Origin of the sequence: Streptomyces sp. NPDC088147 (assembly GCF_044741565.1) — a bacterium.
Taxonomy (GTDB): Bacteria; Actinomycetota; Actinomycetes; order Streptomycetales; family Streptomycetaceae; genus Streptomyces.
Window position 1 is genome coordinate 456,008 of record NZ_JBIUSY010000003.1, and the last position, 22,387, is coordinate 478,394.

General features: G+C 70.8%; 17 protein-coding genes. 7 read left to right on the forward strand and 10 right to left on the reverse strand.

The genetic code is table 11. The features are described from left to right. Window positions 1-102: 102 nt before the first annotated feature. Window positions 103-2,184, reverse strand: a complete 2,082-nt coding sequence (locus ACIOGX_RS12865) for a PhoX family protein (RefSeq protein ID WP_384774594.1) — start codon at window positions 2,182-2,184, stop codon at window positions 103-105. Between the two features lie 330 nt (window positions 2,185-2,514). On the opposite strand from ACIOGX_RS12865, the gene ACIOGX_RS12870 reads away from it, so the two are divergent. Next, the gene (locus ACIOGX_RS12870; RefSeq protein ID WP_401912665.1) at window positions 2,515-4,020 is read left to right on the forward strand and encodes a VWA domain-containing protein; all 1,506 of its coding nucleotides are present in this window, start codon (window positions 2,515-2,517) and stop codon (window positions 4,018-4,020) included. A 203-nt stretch (window positions 4,021-4,223) separates the two neighbouring features. Here ACIOGX_RS12870 and ACIOGX_RS12875 read toward each other — a convergent pair whose 3' ends face one another. Beyond that, complete coding sequence (locus ACIOGX_RS12875) at window positions 4,224-5,432, reverse strand: sensor histidine kinase (protein ID WP_383968361.1); 1,209 nt, start codon at window positions 5,430-5,432, stop codon at window positions 4,224-4,226. After that, window positions 5,432-6,085, reverse strand: a complete 654-nt coding sequence (locus ACIOGX_RS12880; protein ID WP_129772974.1) for a response regulator transcription factor — start codon at window positions 6,083-6,085, stop codon at window positions 5,432-5,434. The genes ACIOGX_RS12875 and ACIOGX_RS12880 overlap by 1 nt, the downstream gene beginning before the upstream one ends. Window positions 6,086-6,366: 281 nt before the next feature. On the opposite strand from ACIOGX_RS12880, the gene metG reads away from it, so the two are divergent. Then, a complete protein-coding gene (gene metG / locus ACIOGX_RS12885; protein WP_356518013.1) occupies window positions 6,367-8,091 on the forward strand; it encodes a methionine--tRNA ligase in 1,725 nt (574 codons plus the stop codon). 240 nt (window positions 8,092-8,331) lie between these two features. Here the strand turns inward: metG and ACIOGX_RS12890 are convergent, their stop codons facing one another. From ACIOGX_RS12890 to ACIOGX_RS12900, 3 genes are read right to left on the reverse strand one after another with little or no spacing between them, the layout of a single operon-like run. Next, window positions 8,332-9,153, reverse strand: coding sequence for a L,D-transpeptidase family protein (locus ACIOGX_RS12890; RefSeq protein ID WP_356518015.1), 822 nt, complete (start codon window positions 9,151-9,153; stop codon window positions 8,332-8,334). 13 nt (window positions 9,154-9,166) lie between these two features. Continuing rightward, window positions 9,167-10,225: a hypothetical protein gene (locus tag ACIOGX_RS12895; protein WP_401912669.1), complete on the reverse strand. Its 1,059-nt coding sequence runs from the start codon at window positions 10,223-10,225 to the stop codon at window positions 9,167-9,169. Further along, entirely contained in the window at window positions 10,209-10,718 is a 510-nt protein-coding gene (locus tag ACIOGX_RS12900; RefSeq protein ID WP_401912672.1) for a SigE family RNA polymerase sigma factor, read from the reverse strand. The genes ACIOGX_RS12895 and ACIOGX_RS12900 overlap by 17 nt, the downstream gene beginning before the upstream one ends. Window positions 10,719-10,929: 211 nt before the next feature. Here ACIOGX_RS12900 and ACIOGX_RS12905 point away from each other — a divergent pair, with 211 nt between their 5' ends. Further along, complete coding sequence (locus tag ACIOGX_RS12905) at window positions 10,930-11,493, forward strand: DoxX family protein (RefSeq protein ID WP_401764269.1); 564 nt, start codon at window positions 10,930-10,932, stop codon at window positions 11,491-11,493. 77 nt (window positions 11,494-11,570) lie between these two features. Here ACIOGX_RS12905 and aspS read toward each other — a convergent pair whose 3' ends face one another. Further along, window positions 11,571-13,343: an aspartate--tRNA ligase gene (gene aspS / locus ACIOGX_RS12910; protein WP_356518034.1), complete on the reverse strand. Its 1,773-nt coding sequence runs from the start codon at window positions 13,341-13,343 to the stop codon at window positions 11,571-11,573. A 135-nt stretch (window positions 13,344-13,478) separates the two neighbouring features. On the opposite strand from aspS, the gene ACIOGX_RS12915 reads away from it, so the two are divergent. Then, the gene (locus ACIOGX_RS12915) at window positions 13,479-15,692 is read left to right on the forward strand and encodes a SpoIIE family protein phosphatase (RefSeq protein WP_356518036.1); all 2,214 of its coding nucleotides are present in this window, start codon (window positions 13,479-13,481) and stop codon (window positions 15,690-15,692) included. Here the strand turns inward: ACIOGX_RS12915 and ACIOGX_RS12920 are convergent. The 3 genes from ACIOGX_RS12920 to ACIOGX_RS12930 form a co-directional block, all read right to left on the reverse strand. After that, window positions 15,653-16,732, reverse strand: coding sequence for an AI-2E family transporter (locus ACIOGX_RS12920; RefSeq protein ID WP_356518038.1), 1,080 nt, complete (start codon window positions 16,730-16,732; stop codon window positions 15,653-15,655). The two genes, ACIOGX_RS12915 and ACIOGX_RS12920, sit on opposite strands and share 40 nt — an antisense overlap. A gap of 175 nt (window positions 16,733-16,907) precedes the next feature. Beyond that, window positions 16,908-17,861 (reverse strand): pirin family protein, encoded by a 954-nt coding sequence (locus tag ACIOGX_RS12925; RefSeq protein WP_356518040.1) that lies wholly within the window; start codon window positions 17,859-17,861, stop codon window positions 16,908-16,910. 159 nt (window positions 17,862-18,020) lie between these two features. Then, window positions 18,021-18,509, reverse strand: coding sequence for an SseB family protein (locus ACIOGX_RS12930; protein ID WP_129772895.1), 489 nt, complete (start codon window positions 18,507-18,509; stop codon window positions 18,021-18,023). A 163-nt stretch (window positions 18,510-18,672) separates the two neighbouring features. On the opposite strand from ACIOGX_RS12930, the gene ACIOGX_RS12935 reads away from it, so the two are divergent. From ACIOGX_RS12935 to ACIOGX_RS12945, 3 genes are all read left to right on the forward strand, one after another. Beyond that, on the forward strand, window positions 18,673-20,499 hold the full coding sequence (locus tag ACIOGX_RS12935; RefSeq protein ID WP_401764277.1) for an acyl-CoA dehydrogenase: 1,827 nt from the start codon (window positions 18,673-18,675) through the stop codon (window positions 20,497-20,499). A gap of 233 nt (window positions 20,500-20,732) precedes the next feature. Continuing rightward, window positions 20,733-22,034, forward strand: coding sequence for a M18 family aminopeptidase (locus ACIOGX_RS12940; protein ID WP_356518044.1), 1,302 nt, complete (start codon window positions 20,733-20,735; stop codon window positions 22,032-22,034). A gap of 105 nt (window positions 22,035-22,139) precedes the next feature. Then, entirely contained in the window at window positions 22,140-22,367 is a 228-nt protein-coding gene (locus ACIOGX_RS12945; protein WP_129772898.1) for a DUF6458 family protein, read from the forward strand. Window positions 22,368-22,387: the final 20 nt, after the last annotated feature.

Genomic DNA, 22,387 nt, shown 5'->3' on the forward strand with positions numbered 1-22,387 from the left:
AACGCCGAGCGGGGTGACGCCGGTCCGAGACGGCGCCACCCCGCGATCACGTCCGGAAAGCTCCGGTCGGATCAATGCAGTTGAGATCGGATCAGGCCGGCGTCAGACGCCGATGTCGCTGCCGTCCTTGCGCCAGACCGCGACGACCGACGGACGGACGATCTTGCCGGGACCGTCGGGCCACGCGCTGGCCGGCTTCTCGACGGACGCGCCGTCGATCTCGCCCGGGTGCTGCACCGCGACCAGGACCCGGCGGTCCTGGATGACCGGGCCGCAGGTCTCCGCGCCGTTCGGCATGGTCAGGAACTGCTTCAGCTCACCGCGCCGGTCGCCCTGCGTCGCGACGCCGAACAGGCCGTCGTGCGTACCGAGCGCGTTGCCGTCCGTCGAGATCCACAGGTTGCCGTGCGGGTCGAAGGCGACGTTGTCCGGGCAGGAGATCGGGCTGACCTTGTCCTTGGGGAAGCCCGCGAAGTAGGTGGCCGGGTCGTTCGGGTCACCCGCGACCAGGAAGAGCCGCCAGGCGAAGCCGTCGCCCGCCGGGTCGTCCCAGTTCTCCGCCAGCTCCAGTACGTGACCGTGCTTGTTGGCGTTACGGGGGTTGGCCTCGGTGGGGCCCTCCTTGCCGGCCTTGCCGCGGTCGGTGTTGTTGGTCAGCGCGACATAGACGCGACCGGTGCGCGGCGAGGGCTCGACGTCCTCGGGACGGTCCATCTTCGTGGCGCCGACCTTGTCGCCCGCGAGGCGCGTGAAGATGTAGACCTCGTCGGCGCTCATGCCGGGCACGTGCGAGACATCGCCGGTCGCCAGCGGTATCCACACGCCGGAACCGTCGAACTCGCCGTCGTTCGGGAGCTTGCCCGTGCCGTCGAACTCGCCCGCCGGGCTGTCACCGGTCAGCTTGGCGACGTACAGCGTGCCCTCGTCGAGCAGCGTCAGGTTGTGCTCGTGGGCGGCGCGGCTGTTGCCCTTCTTCATCTGCTTCGACGAGACGAACTTGTAGAGGTAGTCGAAACGCTCGTCGTCGCCCATGTAGACGACGGGGCGGCCGTCGGCGGTCAGCCGGGGCTGCGCGGCCTCGTGCTTGAAGCGGCCCAGCGCGGTGCGCTTGCGGGGCGTGAAGTCCGGGTCGTACGGGTCGAGCTCGACGACCCAGCCGAAGCGGTGCGCCTCGTTGGGCTCCTGCTTGAGGTCGAAGCGCTTGTCGAACAGCTCCCACTTGCGCTCGCTGGCCGCGGTGCCGATGCCGTAGCGCTTGTCCGTGTCGCTCGAACCGTTGGCGAAGTACTGGTTGAAGTTCTCCTCGCCGTGCAGCGTGGTGCCCCAGGGGGTGGTGCCACCGGCGCAGTTGTTGAGCGTGCCGAGGACCCTGCTGCCCGTACGGTCCGCCGAGGTGCGGAGCAGATCGCTGCCCGCGGCCGGGCCGGTGAGACGGAACTCGCTGGTGGCGGTGAGACGGCGGTTGAGCTGGTGGCGGGTGACGGCGGTGAGCTTGCCGCTCTTGCGGTCCTCCTCGACCACGACGACGGAGAGACCGTGGGCGGCCCAGGCGATCTCCACCTGCTCGCGGGTCGGCTTGGCCGGGTCGTAGCCCTTGAACATCAGGATCTCGTCGGTGTACTCGTGGTTGGCCACGAGGACCTGACGGTCGCGCTCGCCCTTCAGCGGCAGCAGGCTCAGGAAGTCGTTGTTGTAACCGAACTGGCCCGCCTGCGCCTTGGCGGTCTGCTTGTCCGGGTTGAAGGCCGGCGCACCGCGCAGGATCGGCTCGCCCCAGCGGATGACCACGTTCTGGGCGTAGCCGGAGGGGATGGTCACCTTGTCCGCGGTGTTGGGGGCGACCGGGGTGAAGCGCAGGCCGCGGGCGCCGTCGGTCTTGCCACCGCCGCCGTTTCCATGTCCGTCACCGTTTCCGGCGACCGCGGCGGCGGACGCCGAGGAGTTACCGGGGCCGAAGGCGAGCGCGCTGCCCGCCGCGGTGGCGACCGTCACGACGGCGGCGGCGCGCACCAGGGAACGCCTGGACATGGCACCGGCGATGATGTCACCGACGTACTCGTTGTCGCTCTTGTTCGGTACCTCGTGGAAACAGGCGTCGCCACAGCGGTAGCGGCAGGTCAGGGCGGAACGCCCACCCGCGTGAGGACTGGAGCTGGAACTGAGCAGCGGCAGCAGTTTGCGCACTTTCGCCTCCGGAAATGCGATGGTTCGGCGCGCACCGCGCCGACAGCGTGTCGGGATGTCTCGGCTGGTGACGCTAGGTGCGCATGCCACCAGGGTGGCGGCCTCCAGGTGAACGGCACATGAATCCACGCCGACCTCGTGGTCGGGAGAGGGTAATGACGGTGGCGGCCGGGAGGGTACCGTCCTGCCCGTAGGGCCCGTCCTACACGTGGACCGCCCCTGCCGGAGATCGTTCACGGCGGCCGCTAACCTTACGTATCCGCCCTGGCCAGGGATGTGCGTTTCCCCGGTGGCGGACACCGCACCCAACTCATCTGAAAGGCCTCGCCCATGGGCATTCGGAGCTTGCTGCGCAAGGTGTTCGGACGCGACCGTGCGGAGGAGCACCACGAGTCGGCGCCGGTCTCGGCCTCGGTACCGTCTCAGGCGGGCCGTTCGGACCGTACGGATTCGGCGGAGCCGACGCCCAAGGACTCGGGTACGGACACGACGGGCGCGGCCCCGGACGTGACGACGGCCAAGGCCACGACGACGCCTTCGACCTCGGGTTCGACGACGGCATCGACGACGCCTTCGACCTCGGACGGAGCCTCGGACGCGGCCTCGGTGTCCGCGCCCGCGTCCGCCCCGGTCGAGCCCGAGGACTCGGCGGACGCCGTGGAGTCCGGGGACGTGGAGTCCAAGGACATCGGAGGGGCGGCGGCGGATCTGGTCGCCGCGGCGTTCGACAACCCGCGCCCGGCCGATCCCGATCGCGCCGTGCCGTCGCAGCTGCCGCGGACGAGCGCGATCGAGGAGCCGCCGGCGCTCACGGCCACCCCGGCCCCGGCCGCCGCGCCCGCGCCCGTACCCACGCCCACGGTCCCCGCGCAGGCCACGACGGAGCCCGAACTCGACGTGACTCCCGTGCGGGAGGCGGTTGTTCCGGCCGAGCCGGAACGTGAGCCCGAACCCGAGGTCAAGGTTGAGGCCGAACCCGAGGTCGTCGAGGTCAAGGCCGAGGTCGCGCCCCAGGTCGTGAAGCCCGAGGTCGTGGAGCCCGTACTCGCAGTCGAGTCCGAGCCCGCCGCCGAGCCGAAGACCGTCGCCGAACCGGAGCCCGCCACCGAGCCCGTCGCCGAGCCCGCCGGCACCACCACCGGTGCCGCCGCCCGCCCCGCCTTCACCCTCGCCCGCGTCAAGTCCCGTGCCCCCGGCCTCGCCGACCACTACAAGGCCGCGGGCGCCGCCCTCAAGAAGCGCGGTCTCGCCGGGGAGCGGGCCACCGTCTATCTGGTGCTCGACCGGTCCGGCTCCATGCGGCCGTACTTCAAGGACGGCAGCGCCCAGCACCTCGGCGAGCAGGCCCTCGCGCTCGCCGCGCACCTCGACGAGAGCGCGACCGTCTCCGTCGTGTTCTTCTCCACCGACATCGACGGGACCGGTGACATCGGCCTCACCGACTACGAGGGGAAGATCGACGAACTGCACGGCTCCCTCGGGCGCATGGGGCGCACGAACTACCACCGCGCCGTCGAAGAGGTCGTCGCGCTGCACGAGAAGTCCGGCTCGGCCGGGCCCGCGCTGGTGATCTTCCAGACGGACGGCGCGCCCAGCGCCGTACGCCTCGCCGAGCAGGCTCTCGCCGAGGCCGCGAAGCTGCCGCTCTTCTGGCAGTTCGTGGCGTTCGGCGAGGAGGACGCCAAGGGCTTCGACTTCGCGCGGAAGCTCGGCGCGGACGAGGCCACGGCGAACGTGGGCTTCTACCACGCGGGTCCGGTGCCCCGCGAGGTCCCGGACGCCACGTTCTACCGCGAGCTGCTCGCCGCCTGGCAGCCGTCCGCCCCCGGCAACTGACCTGCCCCGAAACGCCGTTACCCGTTACCCGTCACCCATTACTCGTCACCCGTTACCCGTTACCCGTCACCCGTTACCCGTCACCACCATTGTCGCCGTTACCGCCGTCGGCCCCGCGTCCCGCACGCGGCGCCGGCGGCGGTTTCCTCAGCGGTCAGCGTCCCGGTCCCGGCGGTCGCTGTCCCGGTCGCCGTCAGTCGCCGTCAGTCGCCGTCGCGCTCCGCCTTCGGCAGCCTCACCGTCACCGCCAGCCCCCCGCCCGCGCCGCCCGGCTCCGCCCTGACCGTCCCCCCGTGCGCCACCGCGATCGAGCGGACGATGGAGAGGCCGAGCCCCGCCCCGCGCCCCATCCGGTCGCGGCCCTCTCCCCGCCGGAACGGTTCGAACAGCGCGGGGATGTCCGCCTCGGCGACGACAGGGCCGGTGTTCCGCACCACCAGCTCCGCGCCCCGTACATCGATGTCCACCGTCCCCCCCGGCACGTTGTACGCCACCGCGTTGGCCAGCAGGTTTTCCACCAACTGCCCGAGCAGCAGCCGGTTTCCGCGCACCACGGCCGCGTCGGCGACACACAGCGAGACCCGCCGTCCGTAGCGTGCCGCCTCCTCGGCCACCGCCTCGCCCAGATCGACCGGCTCCAGGTCCTCCACCTCGCGCTCGCTGCGCGCCAGCACCAGCAGGCCCTCGATGAGCTGTTCGCTGCGCCGGTTGTTGTCGAGCAGGGTCTCCTTCGTACGCGCCAGCTCGTCCGGCGTGCACAGGTCGTCCAACCCGACCTGGATCGCGGCGCGTTGGGTCGCCAGCGGGGTGCGCAGCTCGTGCGAGGCGTTCGCGATGAAGCGGCGCTGGCTGTCGAAAGCTTTCTGCAAGCGCGCCAGGAGCGCGTCCAGGGTGTCGCCCAGCTCCTTCAGCTCGTCGTCGGGGCCGCTCGCGCCGATCCGTTCGTGAAGATTGTGTTCGGACAATCGACGCGCCTTCGCCGTCATCGCGTGCACCGGGCGCAGCACGCGCCCCGCCGTCCACCAGCCGACCGCGACCGCGCACGCCGCCATGACCAGCAGCGCGGCGACGGACCAGAACAGCATCTCGTCGGAGGCGGCGTCCGTGACGTTGTCGGTGAGCTGGTACACGGCGATGGACTGGATCTGCTGCTGGCCGATCAGCCCGCGCACCGACGAGGCGGGGAGCAGCGGCGCCACCTGGACCGGCGCCACCCGGGCGGCGATCTCCTGCGCCTCGCTCTGCGTACCGGCGCTGGACAGCAGATTGACGACGGCGAGCAGACAGCCGCCGAGGACGACGAAGACCCCGCCGTAGATGAGGGCTATGCGCGTACGGATGGTGGAGCCGGGCCCCAGCGCCTTGCCGGCCGTTCCCGTCGTCCCCCGCCCGCCGCGGTGCGCGGCACATATCACAGCGCGTACCCCACGCCCTGGACCGTACGGATCAGCGGCGGATCCCCGAGTTTGGCCCGCAGCTTGCTGAGACAGACCCGGACCGCGCCGGTGAACGGATCCGCGTGCGCGTCCCAGGCCCGCTCCAGCAGTTCCTCGGCGGAGACCGGCGCCCCGTCCGCCTCCAGCAGGATCTGGAGCACCGAGAACTCCTTGGGCGAGAGGTCGAGCGCCACCCCGTCCCGCGACGCCGTCCGCCGTACGGAATCGAGCCGTACGCCGTGCCGCTCCAGCTGCGGCGGTACGGGCCTGGCGCTGCGCCGCCGCAGCGCGCGCACCCGCGAGACCAGCTCGGGGAAGTCGAAGGGCTTGCCCAGATAGTCGTCGGCGCCCAGATCGAGCCCCTCGACGCGGTCCTCCATGGAGACGGACGCGGTGAGCATCAGGATGCGCGTACGGGACGACTCGGCGACCAGCTTGCGCGCGACGTCGTCGCCGTGGACGCGTGGCAGATCGCGGTCGAGGACGACGACGTCGTAGTCGTGCAGTCCCAGATAGGCGAGGGCGGCGTCACCGCTGTACACGGTGTCGACGGCGAATCCCGCCCGGCGCAGCCCTGTGGCCACCAGCTCCGCCAGGACCTCCTCGTCCTCGGCGACCAGTACCCGCATGCTGCCGTCCCCTGCCCCTGTCCCCTGCCCCGCCTCGTACATGATGCCCTTTCTCTCCCGGGATGTGCCTGTCTACGGCAAGAGGTGTTTCGGAAAGCTCTCCCCCCGCCCCCAGTGCATCCGCACGCCGTCGCACGCCCCCGCGCAGCGCCGGGCGCCCCGCGCACACCCCCGCACACCCGGAGAAAACGCGGGCGACTCGCGCCGGAAGGGTCGGATACGATATTGACATTCCGTAGACCAATTGGTCACACCATGTAGCGACTTGGGAGCAGCCTGCAATGGCTCGACACCTCATCACCAGCGCCCTTCCGTACATCAACGGGATCAAGCACCTGGGCAACATGGTGGGGTCCATGCTCCCGGCGGATGTGTACGCGCGGTACCTCCGCCAGCGCGGCCACGAGGTCCTGTACATCTGCGCGACCGACGAGCACGGCACCCCCGCCGAGCTGGCCGCCAAGGAAGCGGGCGTGCCGGTCGACGCCTTCTGCGCCGAGCAGCACGACGCCCAGAAGGCGATCTACGACGGCTTCGAGCTCGCCTTCGACTACTTCGGCCGCAGCTCCTCCGCCGAGAACCGCGAGATCACGCAGCACTTCGCGCGCCGGCTGAAGGAGAACGGCTTCATCGAGGAGCGGGCGATCCGCCAGGTCTACTCGATCGCCGACGGCCGCTTCCTGCCGGACCGCTACATCGTCGGTACGTGTCCGCACTGCGGCTACGACAAGGCCCGCGGCGACCAGTGCGAGAACTGCACGCGCGTCCTGGACCCGACGGATCTGATCAACCCGCGCTCCGCGATCAGCGGCAGCAGCGAGCTGGAGGTCCGCGAGACCAAGCACCTCTTCCTCCTCCAGTCGAAGCTGGCGGGCGAGGTCGAGAGCTGGATCGACGCGACGAGCGAGGAGTGGCCGCAGCTGTCCTCCTCCATCGCCCGCAAGTGGCTGACCGAGGGCCTGCACGACCGCGCGATCACCCGCGACCTGGAGTGGGGCGTACCGGTCCCCGCCGACGCGTGGCCGGAGCTGGCCGCCGAGGGCAAGGTCTTCTACGTCTGGTTCGACGCGCCCATCGAGTACATCGGCGCGACGAAGGAGTGGTCCGACCAGGACCCGTCGAACCGCGACTGGAAGTCCTGGTGGTACGAGGCCGACGACACGGTCCGCTACACCGAGTTCATGGGCAAGGACAACGTCCCGTTCCACACGGTGATGTTCCCGGCCACCCAGCTCGGCACGCGCGAGCCGTGGAAGAAGGTCGACTACGTCAAGTCCTTCAACTGGCTGAACTACTACGGGGGCAAGTTCTCCACCTCGCAGAAGCGGGGCGTCTTCACCCACGACGCGCTGGAGATCCTGCCCGCCGACTACTGGCGCTACTTCATGATGGCCAACGCGCCCGAGTCGGACGACACATCGTTCACCTGGGAGCACTTCACGGCGACGGTCAACAAGGACCTCGCCGACACCCTCGGCAACTTCGTGAACCGCGTCCTGTCCTTCTCGCGCAAGCGCTTCGGCGACGCGGTACCGGCCGGCAAGCCGGCGGGCGAGGCGGAGGCGAGGCTCGGCGACGAGATCGCGGGGCTGCTCGCGGAGTACGAGGGCCACATGGAGACCCTCCAGTTCCGCAAGGCCGCCGCCGCGCTGCGCGCCCTGTGGTCCGCGGGCAACTCGTATCTGGAGGAGAAGGCTCCCTGGCTGGAGATCAAGTCCGACGAGGAGGGCGCGGCGCTGACCCTGCGGACGGCGATGAACCTGATCCACCTGTACGCGGTGATCTCCGAGCCGTTCATCCCGGCGTCCGCCAGGGCGATGCGGGGGGCGTTCGCGCTGACCGACGACACGGCGCGCTGGGTCACGGCCGAGGAGGCGAAGGCGCTGGCGTCCGTTCCTGCCGGTACGGCGTTCACCGTCCCGCCGGTGCTCTTCGCCAAGATCACCGACGAGGACCTGGCCGTGTACCGGGAGCGCTTCGGCGGCGAGGACCCGGCGGCGGCGTGACGCGCGCCTCTCTCCGAGCGGCGAAGGGGCCCGGGACCCGGACGAGTACGTCCGGGTCCCGGGCCCTTCGCGCGGGCGGGCCCTTCGCGCGGGCGGCGCGCGTACGGACAGCGCGCGTACGGGACGGGCTCGCGGGGATCGGGACTTGTACGGCGCGGGACACGTACGGAGCGGCACACGTACGGAGCGGGCGGGGCGAGCGGGGCGGGGCGAGCGGGGCGGGCGCCTTCGTCCGTACCGTCAGTCGCTGAGCGAGTCCGCGTCGCCCATCACCACGATCGGCCGCTTCGCCGGGTCCAGCATCCGCAGCAGCTGTTTCATCCGCCCGCGCGGCAGTGAGACACAGCCCTGGGTGGGCCCGCCGTGGTCCACATGGAGCCAGATGCCGCCGCCCTTGTCCTCGCCGAGCGGCCGGGTCCAGTCGAGGGGTGTGGTGCCGGACAGCCGGTTGTAGTTGATCGCGACCACATAGTCGAAGGACCCCGCGAGCGCCTCGCCCTCGAAACCGTCGCCCGACGCCTCGAAGGCGGAGCCGCGGTCGTACGGGAGCTTCGTGCCCGGGTTGGGCAGCTTGCCGCCCGCGTCGGTGAGGTCGAACACCCCGATGGGTGAACGCAGATCGCCCTGGAAATGGTCGTCGGTCCAGCCGCGCACGGCGTTGTGGGCGGGCCAGACGTCCGAGACGGCCTGCCAGCCGGTGACCGGATCGCGCTCGTAGACGACGAGGGAGGACGTGCTGGAGTCGCGCTCCATGCCGGTCACCACAACAGCCTGGGACGCCTGCGGGGAGATCTTGGCGCGGGTCGCGGGACCGAGCTCGGGGATCTCCTCCGGCTGGACGATCTGTGCCTCGGGGGCGGACCGTCCCGTGGCGCCGCCGGTACCGGCACCGACCGCGGCGCCCTTGTCCTTCGCGGCCGTCCCGCCCGGCGCCGAGCCCACGTTGTCCGCGTGGTCCGTGGCGCCGCCGAAGCCCGAGCAGCCGGTGAGCAGCAGGCCGGTCGCCAGCAGCGCGGCGATCAGCGGTCTTCCGCGGACAGGGCGGACAAGGCGCACAGACATGTACGGGCCTCTTTCATGTCGCGTTCTGGGGATGCGCGGTGGTTACGGATGCGGTCAGGTCGCTCGGGTCGGTCACAGGTCCTCTGCCGAAGTCTGCGCCGGTGACCATCGCGCGGGCGCCCTCGACGGTCCCCGGCGCGTCGCCCGCGACGCACAGGGTGACGCTGACCGCCGAATCGGGGGCGGGCGCGCCACCGATCAGTCCGGTGAACTCCTGGGTGCCCATGACCTTGCGGCAGGTCGGGGAGGGACTGTCCGACGGGTACAGCACCGGCGGATCCTCGGCCTTGGCCGCCAGACCGGCCCCTTGGTGCGCGACCAGCGTGAGCAGGGCGCCGCCGGGCCGGAGGGCCTGCACCGGAAGGCACAGGCTCCGGTCCTCCCCGGAACAGGACTGTTCGTACGGGATGAACCGCTGGGTCGAGACGAAGCCGCGGGCCGACTGCTTGTACCGGGGGTCCTCCGGCACGTCGAGGGCCTGCCAGGTCTCGGGCAGCCGGAGAAGAAGACCGGCCACGTGTGCGAAACGCGTCCGCTCGGCCCGCTCGTCGCCGGGCGGCGGGGACGTGCTGTCCGGAGACGTGCCGTCCGGGGGCGTGCCGTCCGAGGACGTGCTGTCCGGGGACGTGCTGTCCGGGAACGGGGCGAGCGAGGGGCCGGTGGCCGGTGGCCGAGTGGGCGAAGCCGCGGTGACCGAGGGGGCGGAGGCCGCGGGGGGCACGGACTCCTCCCCGGCGCGCAGCACGCCGGGGAGCAGCGTGCCGGCGAGGGCCAGTCCGGTCACGGCCGCCGCGGCCCCGCCCGTACGGCGCCGACGGCGGGTCCGGGCGACCCGTTCCCGTACCTCGCGCAGCCGTCCCTCGGGGGCGGGCAGCCGGGGCACGGCCCTCTGGAGCAGGATCCGCAGCTCCCGCTCGTCCTCCGCGCCCGGTCCGCCCGTGCCGTCCATCCCGTCCGTCCCGCCTGTCCTGTCCGCCCTGCCCGCCCTGCCCGTCCCGTCCGCCCCACCCGTTCCGTCCACCCCACCCGTCCCGTCCGTCCCGTCCGGCCAGGAGTCACCCACAGCGGTCACCGCCTTCCGCGAAGGCGGGCAGCGCGACGCGCAGGGAGCTCAGCGCACGCGCCGCCTGGCTCTTGACGGTGCCGGGGGTGCAGCCGAGGGTCGCCGCCGTGTCGTCGACGCTCAGGTCTTCGAAGTAGCGCAGTACGACCACCGCGCGCTGCCGCACCGGCAGCGCGCGGACCGCGGCGGCCAGCGACTGTTCCAGATCCACCTCGGCGTACGCGTCGAACGTTCCCACCGCGTCCGGGACTTCGCCGTACGGCAGCTCGCCCCGCCAGCGCCGCCGCCACCAGGAGGCGTGCAGGTTCACCAGCGACTTGCGGACGTACGCCTCCGGCCGGTCCCGGGCGATCCGCGGCCACTTGGGCCACACCTTCGCGAGGGTGCTCTGCAACAGGTCCTCGGCGAGATGCGCGTCCCCGGTCAGCAGCCAGGCCATCCGCAGAAGCCGCGGCCCCCGGGCGGCGACGAATGCCTCGAAGTCGCCGTCGCCCGGGTCCATTGTCCTGCCCTCGCCATTCCGTTCGGATTTCCACGCCAATGAAACGCGGTGGGGCGGCGATCAGGTTGCCTCGGGCGGATGACCGTCTCGCGTCACGGATCACGTTGTCCACATGCGGAGCGTTGTGTACCGTCGTCAGGAGCAGTATTTGAACTCTCAAGCATAGATCCGTCCCCCCATGACCCCCCACGCCCCAGGAGAGAACACGTTCATGTCCTCCCCCCTTCGCACCACCGCCGGCCCGCTCACCCGCACCTCCGAGGCGACGCCCGCCCCGCACGCCGCCTCGCCGCACGCCTACGACGCCGGACTGCTGCTCCTGCGCGTCGTCCTGGGGCTGACCATGGCCGCGCACGGCGGCCAGAAGCTGTTCGGCTGGTTCGGCGGCGGCGGTATCGACGGCACCGGAGCCTTCTTCACCCAGAGCGGCTACCCCAACGGCGAGGCCCTGGCCGTCGTGGCCGGCCTCACCGAGACCTTCGGCGGCCTGGGCCTGGCCCTCGGCCTGCTCACCCCGCTCGCTGGCGCCGCGGTGGTCGGCACGATGGTCAACGCGCTCGCGGTGAAGGGCTTCGGCAGCTTCTTCGCGCCGACCGGCATCGAGTACGAACTCCTCCTCACGGCCGGCGCCGCCGCCCTCGCCCTCACGGGACCGGGCCGCCTCGCCGCGGACCGCTACCTGCCCTGGGTCAGGTCCCACCGCCTGGCCTACGGCGCGGCGGCCCTGGCCCTCGGCCTACTGATCGCGGCGATCACCCTCCTGCTCCGCAACTGACCCGCCGCCCCGTACCCCGGCACGCCAAGGGGCCCGGAACCGCGAGGTTCCGGGCCCCTTCGGGTAGGGCGGGGGAGCTAGTCGCCGGACTTCGCCGGCGGCTTGCGCAGTGCGATGTTCAGCTCGCGGAGGCGGGTCTCGGCCAGCTCCGTGGGCGCGCCCATCATCAGGTCCTGCGCGTTGCCGTTGAGCGGGAAGGCGATCGTCTCGCGGATGTTCGGCTCGTCCGCCAGCAGCATCACGATGCGGTCCACGCCCGGGGCGATGCCGCCGTGCGGCGGGGCGCCGAGGCGGAACGCGCGGAGCATGCCCGCGAACTCGTGCTCGACGGTCTCGCGGTCGTAGCCGGCGATCTCGAACGCCTTGATCATCAGCTCGGGCTCGTGGTTACGGATCGCGCCGGAGGACAGCTCGATTCCGTTGCAGACGATGTCGTACTGCCACGCCAGGATGTCCAGCGGGTCCTTCGTCTCCAGGTCTTCCAGACCGCCCTGGGGCATCGAGAACGGGTTGTGCGAGAAGTCGATCTTCCCGGTCTCCTCGTCCTTCTCGTACATCGGGAAGTCGACGATCCAGCAGAACCGGAAGACGCCGTCCTCGAAGTGGCCCGCGCGCTTGGCGGCCTCGACGCGCACCGCGCTCATGATCTTGGAGACCTCGTCGAACTCGCCCGCGCCGAAGAAGACGGCGTGGCCGGGGACGAGCCCCAGGCGCTCGGTGAGCAGCTTGACGTTCTCCTCGGTGAGGAACTTGGCGATCGGGCCGCTCAGCGCGCCGTCCTCGCCGACCCGCACCCAGGCCAGGCCCTTTGCGCCGTGCTCGACGGCGTACTCACCGAGTCCGTCGAAGAACTTGCGCGACTGGCCCGCCGTGTCGGGCACCGGCAGGGCGCGGACGTGCTTCCCGGCGAACGCCTTGAACTCGGAGCCCTCGAAGACGTCCGAGATGTCGGCCAGTTCGAGCTTGGCGCGCAGGTCCGGCTTGTCGTTGCCGTACTTCAGCATCGACTCGCGGAACGGGATGCGCGGGAACGGCGAGGTCACATGGCGGCCGTTGCCGAACTCCTCGAACAGCTCGGTCATCAGCTTCTCGATCGGCTGGAAGACGTCCTCCTGCTCGACGAAGCTCATCTCGACATCGAGCTGGTAGAACTCGCCGGGCGAGCGGTCGGCGCGGGCGTCCTCGTCGCGGAAGCACGGCGCGATCTGGAAGTAGCGGTCGAAGCCCGAGATCATCAGCAGCTGCTTGAACTGCTGCGGGGCCTGCGGCAGCGCGTAGAACCTGCCCGGGTTCAGCCGGGACGGGACCACGAAGTCGCGGGCGCCCTCCGGGGAGGTCGCGGTGAGGATGGGCGTGGCCATCTCGTTGAAGCCCAGCGCGGTCATCTTGTGCCGGATGGCGGAGATGACGGACGTGCGCAGCATGATGTTGCGGTGCATGCGCTCGCGGCGCAGGTCGAGGAAGCGGTACTCCAGGCGCCGCTCCTCGTTCACTCCGTCCTCGGCGTTGACCGTGAACGGCAGCGGGCCCGCCGCGCCGAGGATCTCGACCTCGGAGACCTCGATCTCGATCTCGCCGGTCGGCAGCTCCGGGTTGACGTTCTCCGCACCGCGCGCGGAGACCTTGCCGTCGATACGGACGACGGTCTCCTTCGTGAGCCTGGACAGCTCCTCGTTCGCGGGGGTGCCGGGGCGGGCCACGAGCTGCACCAGACCGTGGTGATCACGGAGATCGATGAAGAGGATGCCGCCCAGGTCTCGGCGATTGTGCAGCCAGCCGCTCAGCCGGACGTCGGCACCGACGTCAGAGGCGCGGAGCTCGCCGCAGGTGTGGGACCTGTACCGATGCATCGTCGTGTCATCCAGTTCTTGGCAGTCGGGGTTGGCGGGGCGGAAGCGTTACGTCGTACGACACAACAGGTTACCGCCCGGCCATGACACCCCCCTCGGTGGCGTTTACTCAACACATATTCATAAAGTGGGACAATGCGCACCGAGGATGTCCTGGCCGCGATCGCGACCGGCCTATGGCGCTGGGAGAACGCGTCCGGCACGGTCACCCTCGACGGGGAGGCGGCCCGGCTGCTCGGCCTGCCCGAAGAACCCGTGACCCTCACCGAGTCCGCGACGCGCGCCCGTTTCCATCCCATCGACTGGAACGAGATCGACGGCATCGTGAACCTCGCGCTCGCCGAGGAGACCCTGGCCGAGGCCCGGCTGCGGGTCGTGGACGAGAGCGGCCGGGTGCTCCGTACCGTACGGGTCAGGGCCAAGCCGACGGTCACGTCACCGGCCGAGGGGGAACGGGACTACGAGCTGGTCGGCACCGTCCAGGCGGTCATCGAGCCCCGGCCGGGCACCACCGTCGAACGCACCTCCCTCACCGGCGACTGGCGCCGCTCCCGCGAGGCCTTCCTGCTCGACGCGGGCCGCGCGCTGGCCGAGGCACGCTCCACCGCCGAGGTGCTGCGGGTCGCCGCCTCCCTCTCCATGCCCGGCTTCTCACCGGACGGGCTCGCGGTCTACGGCGTCTCCGGCGAGCGGCTGACGATCATCGGCCACCACGGGCACGCCCCGGAGGACTCGGCCCCGTTCGAGGGCATGACGGTGGACACCGACTACCCGGCGGCCGAGGTCGTACGGACCGGCCGGGCCATCTATCTGGCGACCCCGGAGGCGTACGCCGACCGGTACCCCGCCACCTGGCGGTACGTGGAGCGCTTCGGCCGCCACTCCTGGGCCTTCCTCCCGCTGATCGTCGCGGGCCGCACGCTGGGCACCTGGATGGCCGCCTTCAAACACCGGGTCGCGTTCTCGCCCGACGAGCGCTCCGTCCTGACGACGGTGGCCCGCATGCTGGCGCAGGCGCTGGCCCGCGCGGGCGTCGCCGAGACCGAACGCGAGCTGTCCCTCGGTCTCCAGCGCACGATGATGCCGACGCTCGGGCCCGAGATCCCCGGTATGACGGTGGCGGCCCGGTACGTACCGACCGGCGGCGGGCTCCAGGTCGGCGGCGACTGGTACGACATGATCCCGCTGCCCGGCGGCACGGCGCACTCCGAGGGCCGCTGGGGCGGACGCTTCGCGCTGGTCATCGGGGATGTCCAGGGCCATGACGTACGGGCCGCCGGCCTCATGGGCCAGCTGCGGATCGCCCTGCGCGCGTACGCCTCCGAGGGCCACCGGCCGGACGCGGTGCTCTCCCGCGCCTCCCGCTTCCTGGCCGGTCTCCAGCACTACCCGGGGCGCGACGGCGGCACCCTCCCCGGCGGCGGACCGCGCACGGACGCGGGGGCCGCCGCGATGGACGAGTGGTACTCCGTGGCCGGGCCGCGCTTCGCGACCTGTCTCTATCTGGAGGTCGACCCGGAGAACGGCACGCTCGACATCGCCCGCGCGGGCCACCCCGACCCGGTGATCCGCACGGCGGACGGGACCGCGTTCATCCGGCAGACCGAAGGCGGGCTGCCGCTCGGCATCGAGGCCGACTCCGACTACCCCACGACCCGGCTCGTCCTGGGCCCCGGCGAGACGCTCATGCTCTGCACGGACGGTCTCATCGAGACCGGCGGACACGATCTCGCCACCGGCTGGACGCGGCTGCGGCCCGTACTGGAACAGGACAGCGGCGAATCCCTGGAGAAGCTCGCCGACGCCCTCATCCAGGCCGTGCACGGCCCCACCTCGCACTACACGACCGGACCGCTCGTGGACCGGCGCGAGGACGACATCGCGCTCCTGCTGCTCTCCCGCGACCTCGCACCCGCCCGGCCCGGCGGCGGGATCCCCCGGCGCACCGCGCTGACCGTCGCCCAGGCCGAGCCCGAGCGGATCGCGGGCGTACGGCGGCAGTTGCGCGAGCTGCTGCACGACTGGAGGGACGAGGAGCAGATCGACTCCGCGGAGCTGATGGTCTCCGAGATGATCACCAACGTCCTCGTGCACACCGACGGCGACGCCCTGCTCGTCGCGGAGGCGCGCGGCGAGCTGGGAGACCGCCGGCTGCGCGTCGAGGTCGCCGACACCAGCGACGAACTGCCGCACCGCAGGCGCCCCGGAGAGCTGGCGTCCAGCGGGCGCGGCCTGGTGCTGATGGAGGTGCTGGCCGACGCCTGGGGCGTGGACCCGCGCGGCGAGGGAAAGTCGATCTGGTTCGAGCTCTACGAGTGCGGCGGAACGGACCCCGAGGCGCCGTCGTAGGCGCCGTAGCGGTCCCTCAGCTCGGACAGGACACCGAACGCGGCGGCCGTCAGCGGTACGGCGAGCAGCATGCCCAGAATCCCGGCCACACTGGCGCCCGCCGTGATCGCCAGTATCACCACCGCCGGGTGCATCTGGACCGTACGGCTCTGGATCATCGGCTGGAGCACATGCCCCTCCAGCACCTGCACGGCGAGCACCACCCCCAGCGCCCACAGCCCGATCACCCACCCCCGGTCGGCGAGCGCGACCAGCACGGCGACGGCGCCCGAGATGAACGCGCCGAGATACGGGATGTACGCCCCGACGAAGACGAGCGCACCGAGCCCGATCGCGCCGGGGACGCGCAGGATCAGCAGGCCGACGGTGATGCAGACCGCGTCGATGAGGGCGATGACGGTGGTGCCGCGCATGAACCCCTCGACGGCGCCGAACGCCCGGCGGGCCATGGCCTCGACGGTGTCCCCGGTGGTCCGCGTCGCGACGGACCTGAGCGCGTCGGCCGCGCGTTCCGAATCACGCAGGAAGAAGAACATCAGCAGCAGCGCGAGCACGGCGGTGGCGATCAGCTCGCCGACGACACTGATCCCGGTGAGCACCCCGGAGGCGGCGGTGGCGCCGAACTTCCCGAGCAGCTCCTTGCCGTTCTTCGCCAGATCGTCGAGCGAGGTCCCGGCGGCGCCGAAGTGCCGGGCCATGTCCTGCGCCGCCTGCCGCAGCGAGGTCATGATCTGGTCCCCGTTGTCGACCAGCGCGCTGACGACGACGTACCCCGCGCCGCCGACCACGGCCACGACGGCGACACAGGTGAGCCCGGCGGCGAGCGACCGGTTCAGACGCAGCGCGACGAGGCGGCGGTAGAGGGGACCGAGCAGCGCGGTGCCGAGGAGGGCGAGCAGTACGGGCGTGACGGCCGTCTTGAACGTGACGACCAGCCAGATCCCGACGGCCCCGACCCCGGCGATCACCAGCACCACACCGCACCAGGCGGCGAGGCGCCGGGCGCTCTCGGGGAGGACGGGCGACGGCGAGATCTGCACGCTCCCACCCGACCACGCGCGAGGGGACCTGTCCCCCGTTGGGCTCCGCCCGGGTGACGGTCGCCTCCCGGCGAGGGGTCGTGGTCCGGGGTGCGGTTCGCTTCTGCTGTGCCGGGGGCCGGGGCCTCCGGCCCACGACAGCGCCACCGCACCCCAGCGACCGCACCCCCGCCGGCTACGCCGGCCCCGCCGGCACCGTGCCCAGGCGCCCCGCCTGGAAGTCGTCGAACGCCTGCTTAAGCTCCGCGTGACTGTTCATCACGAACGGGCCGTAGTGCGCCATCGGCTCCCGGATCGGGCGCCCGCCCAGCAGCACGACCTCCAGGTCCGGCGTGTTCCCGTCCTGGGACTCGTCCGCGCGCACGCTCAGCGCGCCGCCCGCGCCGAACACCGCCGTCTGCCCCATGTGGACCGGGCGCCTCTCCGTGCCGACCGAGCCGCGCCCCGCCAGTACGTACGCGAGACCGTTGAAGTCCTCGCGCCACGGCAGGTTGATCTCCGCACCCGGCCGCAGCGTCGCGTGGATCATCGTGATCGGGGTGTGCGTGATGCCGGGACCCTCGTGTCCGTCCAGCGCGCCGGCGATCACGCGGAGCAGCGCGCCGCCGTCGTGCGAGGTCAGGAGCTGGACCTGGCCGCCGCGGATGTCCTGGTACCGGGGGTCCATCATCTTGTCGGACGCCGGGAGGTTCACCCAGAGCTGGAGGCCGTGGAACAGCCCGCCGGACATGACCAGCGACTCCGGCGGAGCCTCGATGTGCAGCAGGCCGGAGCCCGCCGTCATCCACTGGGTGTCACCGTTCTGGATGGTGCCGCCGCCCCCGTTGCTGTCCTGGTGGATGAAGGTGCCGTCGATCAGGTACGTGACGGTCTCGAAGCCTCGGTGCGGGTGCCACGGCGTGCCCTTGGGCTCGCCCGGCGCGTACTCCACCTCGCCCATCTGATCCATCATGATGAACGGGTCGAGGTGCTCGTACTTGATCCCCGCGAAGGCGCGACGCACCGGGAAGCCCTCACCCTCGAAACCGCCGGGCGCGGTCGTGACGGCGAGTACGGGGCGGGCCACGGCGTCGGCCGGAGCCGCCACCCGGGGCAGGGTCAGCGGGTTGTCGACGGTCACTGCGGGCATGAGGGCCTCCTTGATGATTCAACGTTCAATTTAGTTGAACGGTGAACATCTGGCAAGGCACACCGCATTCCCGAGGGGGGTGACATGAGGGGGTGACATGAGTACGCCGCGGCCGGAGGGGCCGCGGCGGAGGAGAAGCCGGGAAGGAAGGGAGAGGACCTAGCCGTACATACGGCGCATCGCGAAGTCCACCATCTGTTCGACCGCCTTCGCGTCGAACACCATCCGGTGGTCGCCCTCCATGTCCAGTACGAAGCCGTATCCCGTGGGCAGCAGATCGATCACCTCGGCGCCGGTGATCACGAAGTACTTCGACTCCTTGCCCGCGTACCGCCGCAGCTCCTTGAGCGTGCTGAACATGGGGATCACCGGCTGCTGCGTGTTGTGCAGCGCCAGGAACCCGGGATTGTCACCCCGCGGGCAGTAGACCTTCGACGTCGCGAAGATCTGCTGGAAGTCCTCGGCCGACAACGACCCCGTCGTGAACGCCCGCACGGCGTCCCCGAGCGACGGCGGCGAGGGCTCCGGATACAGCGGCTGTTCGCCGTATCCACCCGCGCCGGGGCCGCCCATCGGCTGCTGCTGCGGCTGCTGAGGCGGGTGCGTGTACTGCTGCTGAGCGCCCGGGTTCTGGTCGTAGCCGTACATGAGCGCAAGAGTACTGAGGAATGGTGCCCGGGGGAGCCTCGTCGACCTCGTCACAGTCCGCCGGACGGGGTTGCGCCTTATTACCCATGGGTAGCATCATCGTAGCTACTTACTGGTACGTGTATGAGGAACCCGCCTCCCCGATCCTTACGGAGTCGTCGCCATGGGGCACTACAAGTCGAATCTGCGCGACATCGAGTTCAACCTCTTCGAGGTCCTCGGACGCGACAAGCTGTACGGCTCCGGACCGTTCGCGGAGATGGACGTGGAGACCGCCAAGAGCATCCTCGAAGAGGTCACGCGCCTCGCGGAGAACGATCTCGCGGAGTCGTTCGCGGACGCCGACCGCAACCCGCCGGTCTTCGACCCGGAGACCAACACCGCGCCGGTCCCGGCCGCCTTCAAGAAGAGCTATCAGGCGTACATGGACTCCGAGTACTGGCGTCTGGGCCTGCCCGAGGAGATCGGCGGCACGACCTCGCCGCGCTCCCTGATCTGGGCGTACGCGGAGCTGCTCCTCGGCGCCAACCCCGCCGTGTGGATGTACGCGTCGGGCCCCGCCTTCGCCGGCGTCCTCTTCGAGGAGGGCAACGAGGCACAGAAGAAGGTCGCCGCGCTCGCCGTCGAGAAGCAGTGGGGCTCCACGATGGTCCTCACCGAGCCGGACGCCGGTTCGGACGTCGGCGCGGGCCGCACCAAGGCCGTCGAGCAGGAGGACGGCAGCTGGCACATCGAGGGCGTCAAGCGCTTCATCACCTCCGGTGAGCACGACATGTCGGAGAACATCCTTCACTACGTCCTCGCCCGCCCCGAGGGCGCCGGCCCCGGCACCAAGGGCCTGTCGCTCTTCCTCGTACCGAAGTACGAGTTCGACTGGGAGACCGGCGAGCTGGGCGAGCGCAACGGCGTCTACGCGACGAACGTCGAGCACAAGATGGGCCTCAAGGCCTCCAACACCTGCGAGATGACCTTCGGCGACCGCCACCCCGCCAAGGGCTGGCTGATCGGTGACAAGCACGAGGGCATCCGCCAGATGTTCCGCATCATCGAGTTCGCCCGGATGATGGTCGGCACGAAGGCCATCGCCACGCTCTCCACGGGCTATCTGAACGCGCTGGAGTACGCCAAGGAGCGTGTCCAGGGCCCCGACCTGGCGCAGTTCATGGACAAGGCCGCGCCCAAGGTCACCATCACGCACCACCCCGATGTGCGCCGCTCGCTGATGACGCAGAAGGCGTACGCCGAGGGCATGCGCGCCCTCGTCATGTACACCGCCTCCGTCCAGGACGAGATCGCCGTCAAGGAGGCCGAGGGCGAGAACGCCAAGGCGCTGCACGGGCTGAACGATCTGCTGCTGCCGATAGTGAAGGGCTACGGCTCGGAGCGGTCGTACGAGCAGCTCGCGCAGTCCCTCCAGACCTTCGGCGGCTCCGGCTATCTGCAGGAGTACCCGATCGAGCAGTACATCCGGGACGCCAAGATCGACACCCTCTACGAGGGCACGACCGCGATCCAGGGCCAGGACTTCTTCTTCCGGAAGATCGTCCGCGACCAGGGCCAGTCGCTGAACACGCTGGCCGAGGAGATCAAGACGTTCCTGGCGGTCGGCACCGGCGGTTCGGAGCTGGCCCCGGCCCGTGAGGCGCTCGCCAAGGCCGCCGCCGACCTGGAGGCGATCGTCGGCCGGATGCTGACCGACCTGACCTCCACCGGCGAGGACGTCAAGAACATCTACAAGGTCGGGCTGAACACGACACGGCTGCTGATGGCCTCGGGCGATGTGGTCGTCGGCTATCTGCTGCTGCGCGGCGCGGCCGTGGCCGCCGAGAAGCTGGAGACGGCCGCCGCGAAGGACGTCGCGTTCTACCAGGGCAAGATCGCGGCGGCGAAGTTCTTCGCCGCGAATGTCCTGCCGGACGTCTCGACGCAGCGCGCGCTCGCCGAGTCCGTCGACAGCTCGCTGATGGAGCTGGACGAAGCGGCCTTCTGACCCGGCGCCTCCGCGCCGTCACGGCAGGACACCTCTCCCCGGGAGGTGTCCTGCCGTCTGTTTCTCACGGGGCGTCCTGCCCTCCGCCCGCCCCCCTCCCCGCCCGTTCTCCCCCGCCGCCCGCCCGCTTCTCGTGCCTGTTCTCCCCATGTGCGGAGCTTGTCCCGCCCAGTTCTGTGCCGTTCCAACCGGTGGCGGGCCCGGTGTCGGGGCCCGTCGTTATGGTGAACCCCATGAGCACTTCCGCCCGCTTCGACCGCGGCCACACCGACGACCTCATCTCCTTCTTGACGGCCAGTCCTACGCCGTATCACGCGGTGGCCAACGCCGCGGAGCGGCTGGAGAAGGCGGGCTTCCGGCAGCTGCGGGAGACGGACGCCTGGGACGGATCGGCGGGCGGGCGGTTCGTGCTGCGCGGCGGTGCGATCATCGCCTGGTTCGTACCGGAGGGCGCGGAGCCGCACACCCCCTTCCGTATCGTCGGCGCCCATACGGACTCGCCCAATCTGCGGGTGAAGCCCCTGCCGGACACCGGCTCGTTCGGCTGGCGCCAGATCGCCGTCGAGATCTACGGCGGAACGCTGCTCAACACCTGGCTCGACCGCGATCTGGGCCTCGCGGGCCGTATCTCCCTGCGCGACGGCACGCACCGGCTGATCAATATCGACCGCGCCCTGCTCCGCGTCCCGCAGCTGGCCGTGCACCTGGACCGCTCCGTCAACACCGACGGCCTGAAGCTGGACCGGCAGCGGCACATGCAGCCGATCTGGGGCCTCGGGGACCCCCAGGAAGGCGATCTGATCCGCTTCGTCGCACAGGAGGCGGGGGTCGACGCCGCGGACATCACCGGCTGGGACCTGATGCCGCACGCGATCGAGCCGCCCTCCTACCTCGGCCGCGACCGCGAGCTGCTGGCCGGGCCCCGGATGGACAACCTGCTGTCGGTGCACGCGGGTACGGCGGCGCTGGCCGCGGTCGCCACGTCCGCCGCCGCCGAGCCGCTCCCGTACATCCCGGTGCTCGCCGCCTTCGACCACGAGGAGAACGGCTCGCAGTCCGACACCGGCGCGGACGGGCCGCTGCTCGGCACGGTCCTCGAACGCTCGGTGCTCGCCCGCGGCGGTACGTACGAGGACAAGGCGCGGGCCTTCGCCGGCACGGTCTGCCTGTCGTCCGACACCGGCCACGCCGTGCACCCGAACTACAGCGACCGCCACGACCCGACGCACCACCCGCGCGCCAACGGCGGCCCCATCCTCAAGGTCAACGTCAATATGCGGTACGCGACGGACGGCAGCGGCCGGGCCGTGTTCGCCGCCGCCTGCGAGAGGGCGGGCGTGCCCTGGCAGTCGTTCGTCTCCAACAACTCGATGCCGTGCGGCACGACGATCGGCCCGATCACCGCCGCGAGACACGGCATCCAGACCGTCGACATCGGCGTGGCGATCCTGTCGATGCACAGCGCGCGCGAGCTGTGCGGCGCGGACGACCCGTATCTGCTGGCGAACGCGCTGGTGGCGTTCCTGGAGGGCTGAGCGCGCGCCGGGCCGAACTCCCACCGCCCGCATGGCTGTTACGGACCGGGGTACGCGAATTCCCGTGGCCCTGACAGCCACCACTCATACGAGGAGGCGGGATTCATGGGCATAGGCGGATGTATCGCACTTATCGCGGTGGGAGCGATCCTCACGTTCGCGACCGACTGGGAGATGGAGAGCGTCAATCTCGACCTGGTCGGTCTGATCATGATGGTGGTCGGCATCATCGGGATCGCCACCTTCACCAGCATCGCCCGCCGTCGGCGGGCCATCGTCCCGCCGGTCGCCCCGACCGTGGTGGAACGGGACGACCGGGGCCGGGGCTTCTGACGACCCGCAGGACCACGCGC

Coding starts and splice junctions, on each gene's coding strand:
- metG (WP_356518013.1), top strand. CDS start 6,367: ATGGCTCGACACCTCATCACCAGCGCCCTTCCGTACATCAACGGGATC.
- ACIOGX_RS12900 (WP_401912672.1), bottom strand. CDS start 10,718: ATGGACCCGGGCGACGGCGACTTCGAGGCATTCGTCGCCGCCCGGGGG.
- ACIOGX_RS12915 (WP_356518036.1), top strand. CDS start 13,479: ATGCGCACCGAGGATGTCCTGGCCGCGATCGCGACCGGCCTATGGCGC.
- aspS (WP_356518034.1), bottom strand. CDS start 13,343: ATGCATCGGTACAGGTCCCACACCTGCGGCGAGCTCCGCGCCTCTGAC.
- ACIOGX_RS12930 (WP_129772895.1), bottom strand. CDS start 18,509: ATGTACGGCTACGACCAGAACCCGGGCGCTCAGCAGCAGTACACGCAC.
- ACIOGX_RS12880 (WP_129772974.1), bottom strand. CDS start 6,085: ATGCGGGTACTGGTCGCCGAGGACGAGGAGGTCCTGGCGGAGCTGGTG.
- ACIOGX_RS12935 (WP_401764277.1), top strand. CDS start 18,673: ATGGGGCACTACAAGTCGAATCTGCGCGACATCGAGTTCAACCTCTTC.
- ACIOGX_RS12925 (WP_356518040.1), bottom strand. CDS start 17,861: ATGCCCGCAGTGACCGTCGACAACCCGCTGACCCTGCCCCGGGTGGCG.
- ACIOGX_RS12940 (WP_356518044.1), top strand. CDS start 20,733: ATGAGCACTTCCGCCCGCTTCGACCGCGGCCACACCGACGACCTCATC.
- ACIOGX_RS12890 (WP_356518015.1), bottom strand. CDS start 9,153: ATGTCTGTGCGCCTTGTCCGCCCTGTCCGCGGAAGACCGCTGATCGCC.
- ACIOGX_RS12870 (WP_401912665.1), top strand. CDS start 2,515: ATGGGCATTCGGAGCTTGCTGCGCAAGGTGTTCGGACGCGACCGTGCG.
- ACIOGX_RS12945 (WP_129772898.1), top strand. CDS start 22,140: ATGGGCATAGGCGGATGTATCGCACTTATCGCGGTGGGAGCGATCCTC.
- ACIOGX_RS12905 (WP_401764269.1), top strand. CDS start 10,930: ATGTCCTCCCCCCTTCGCACCACCGCCGGCCCGCTCACCCGCACCTCC.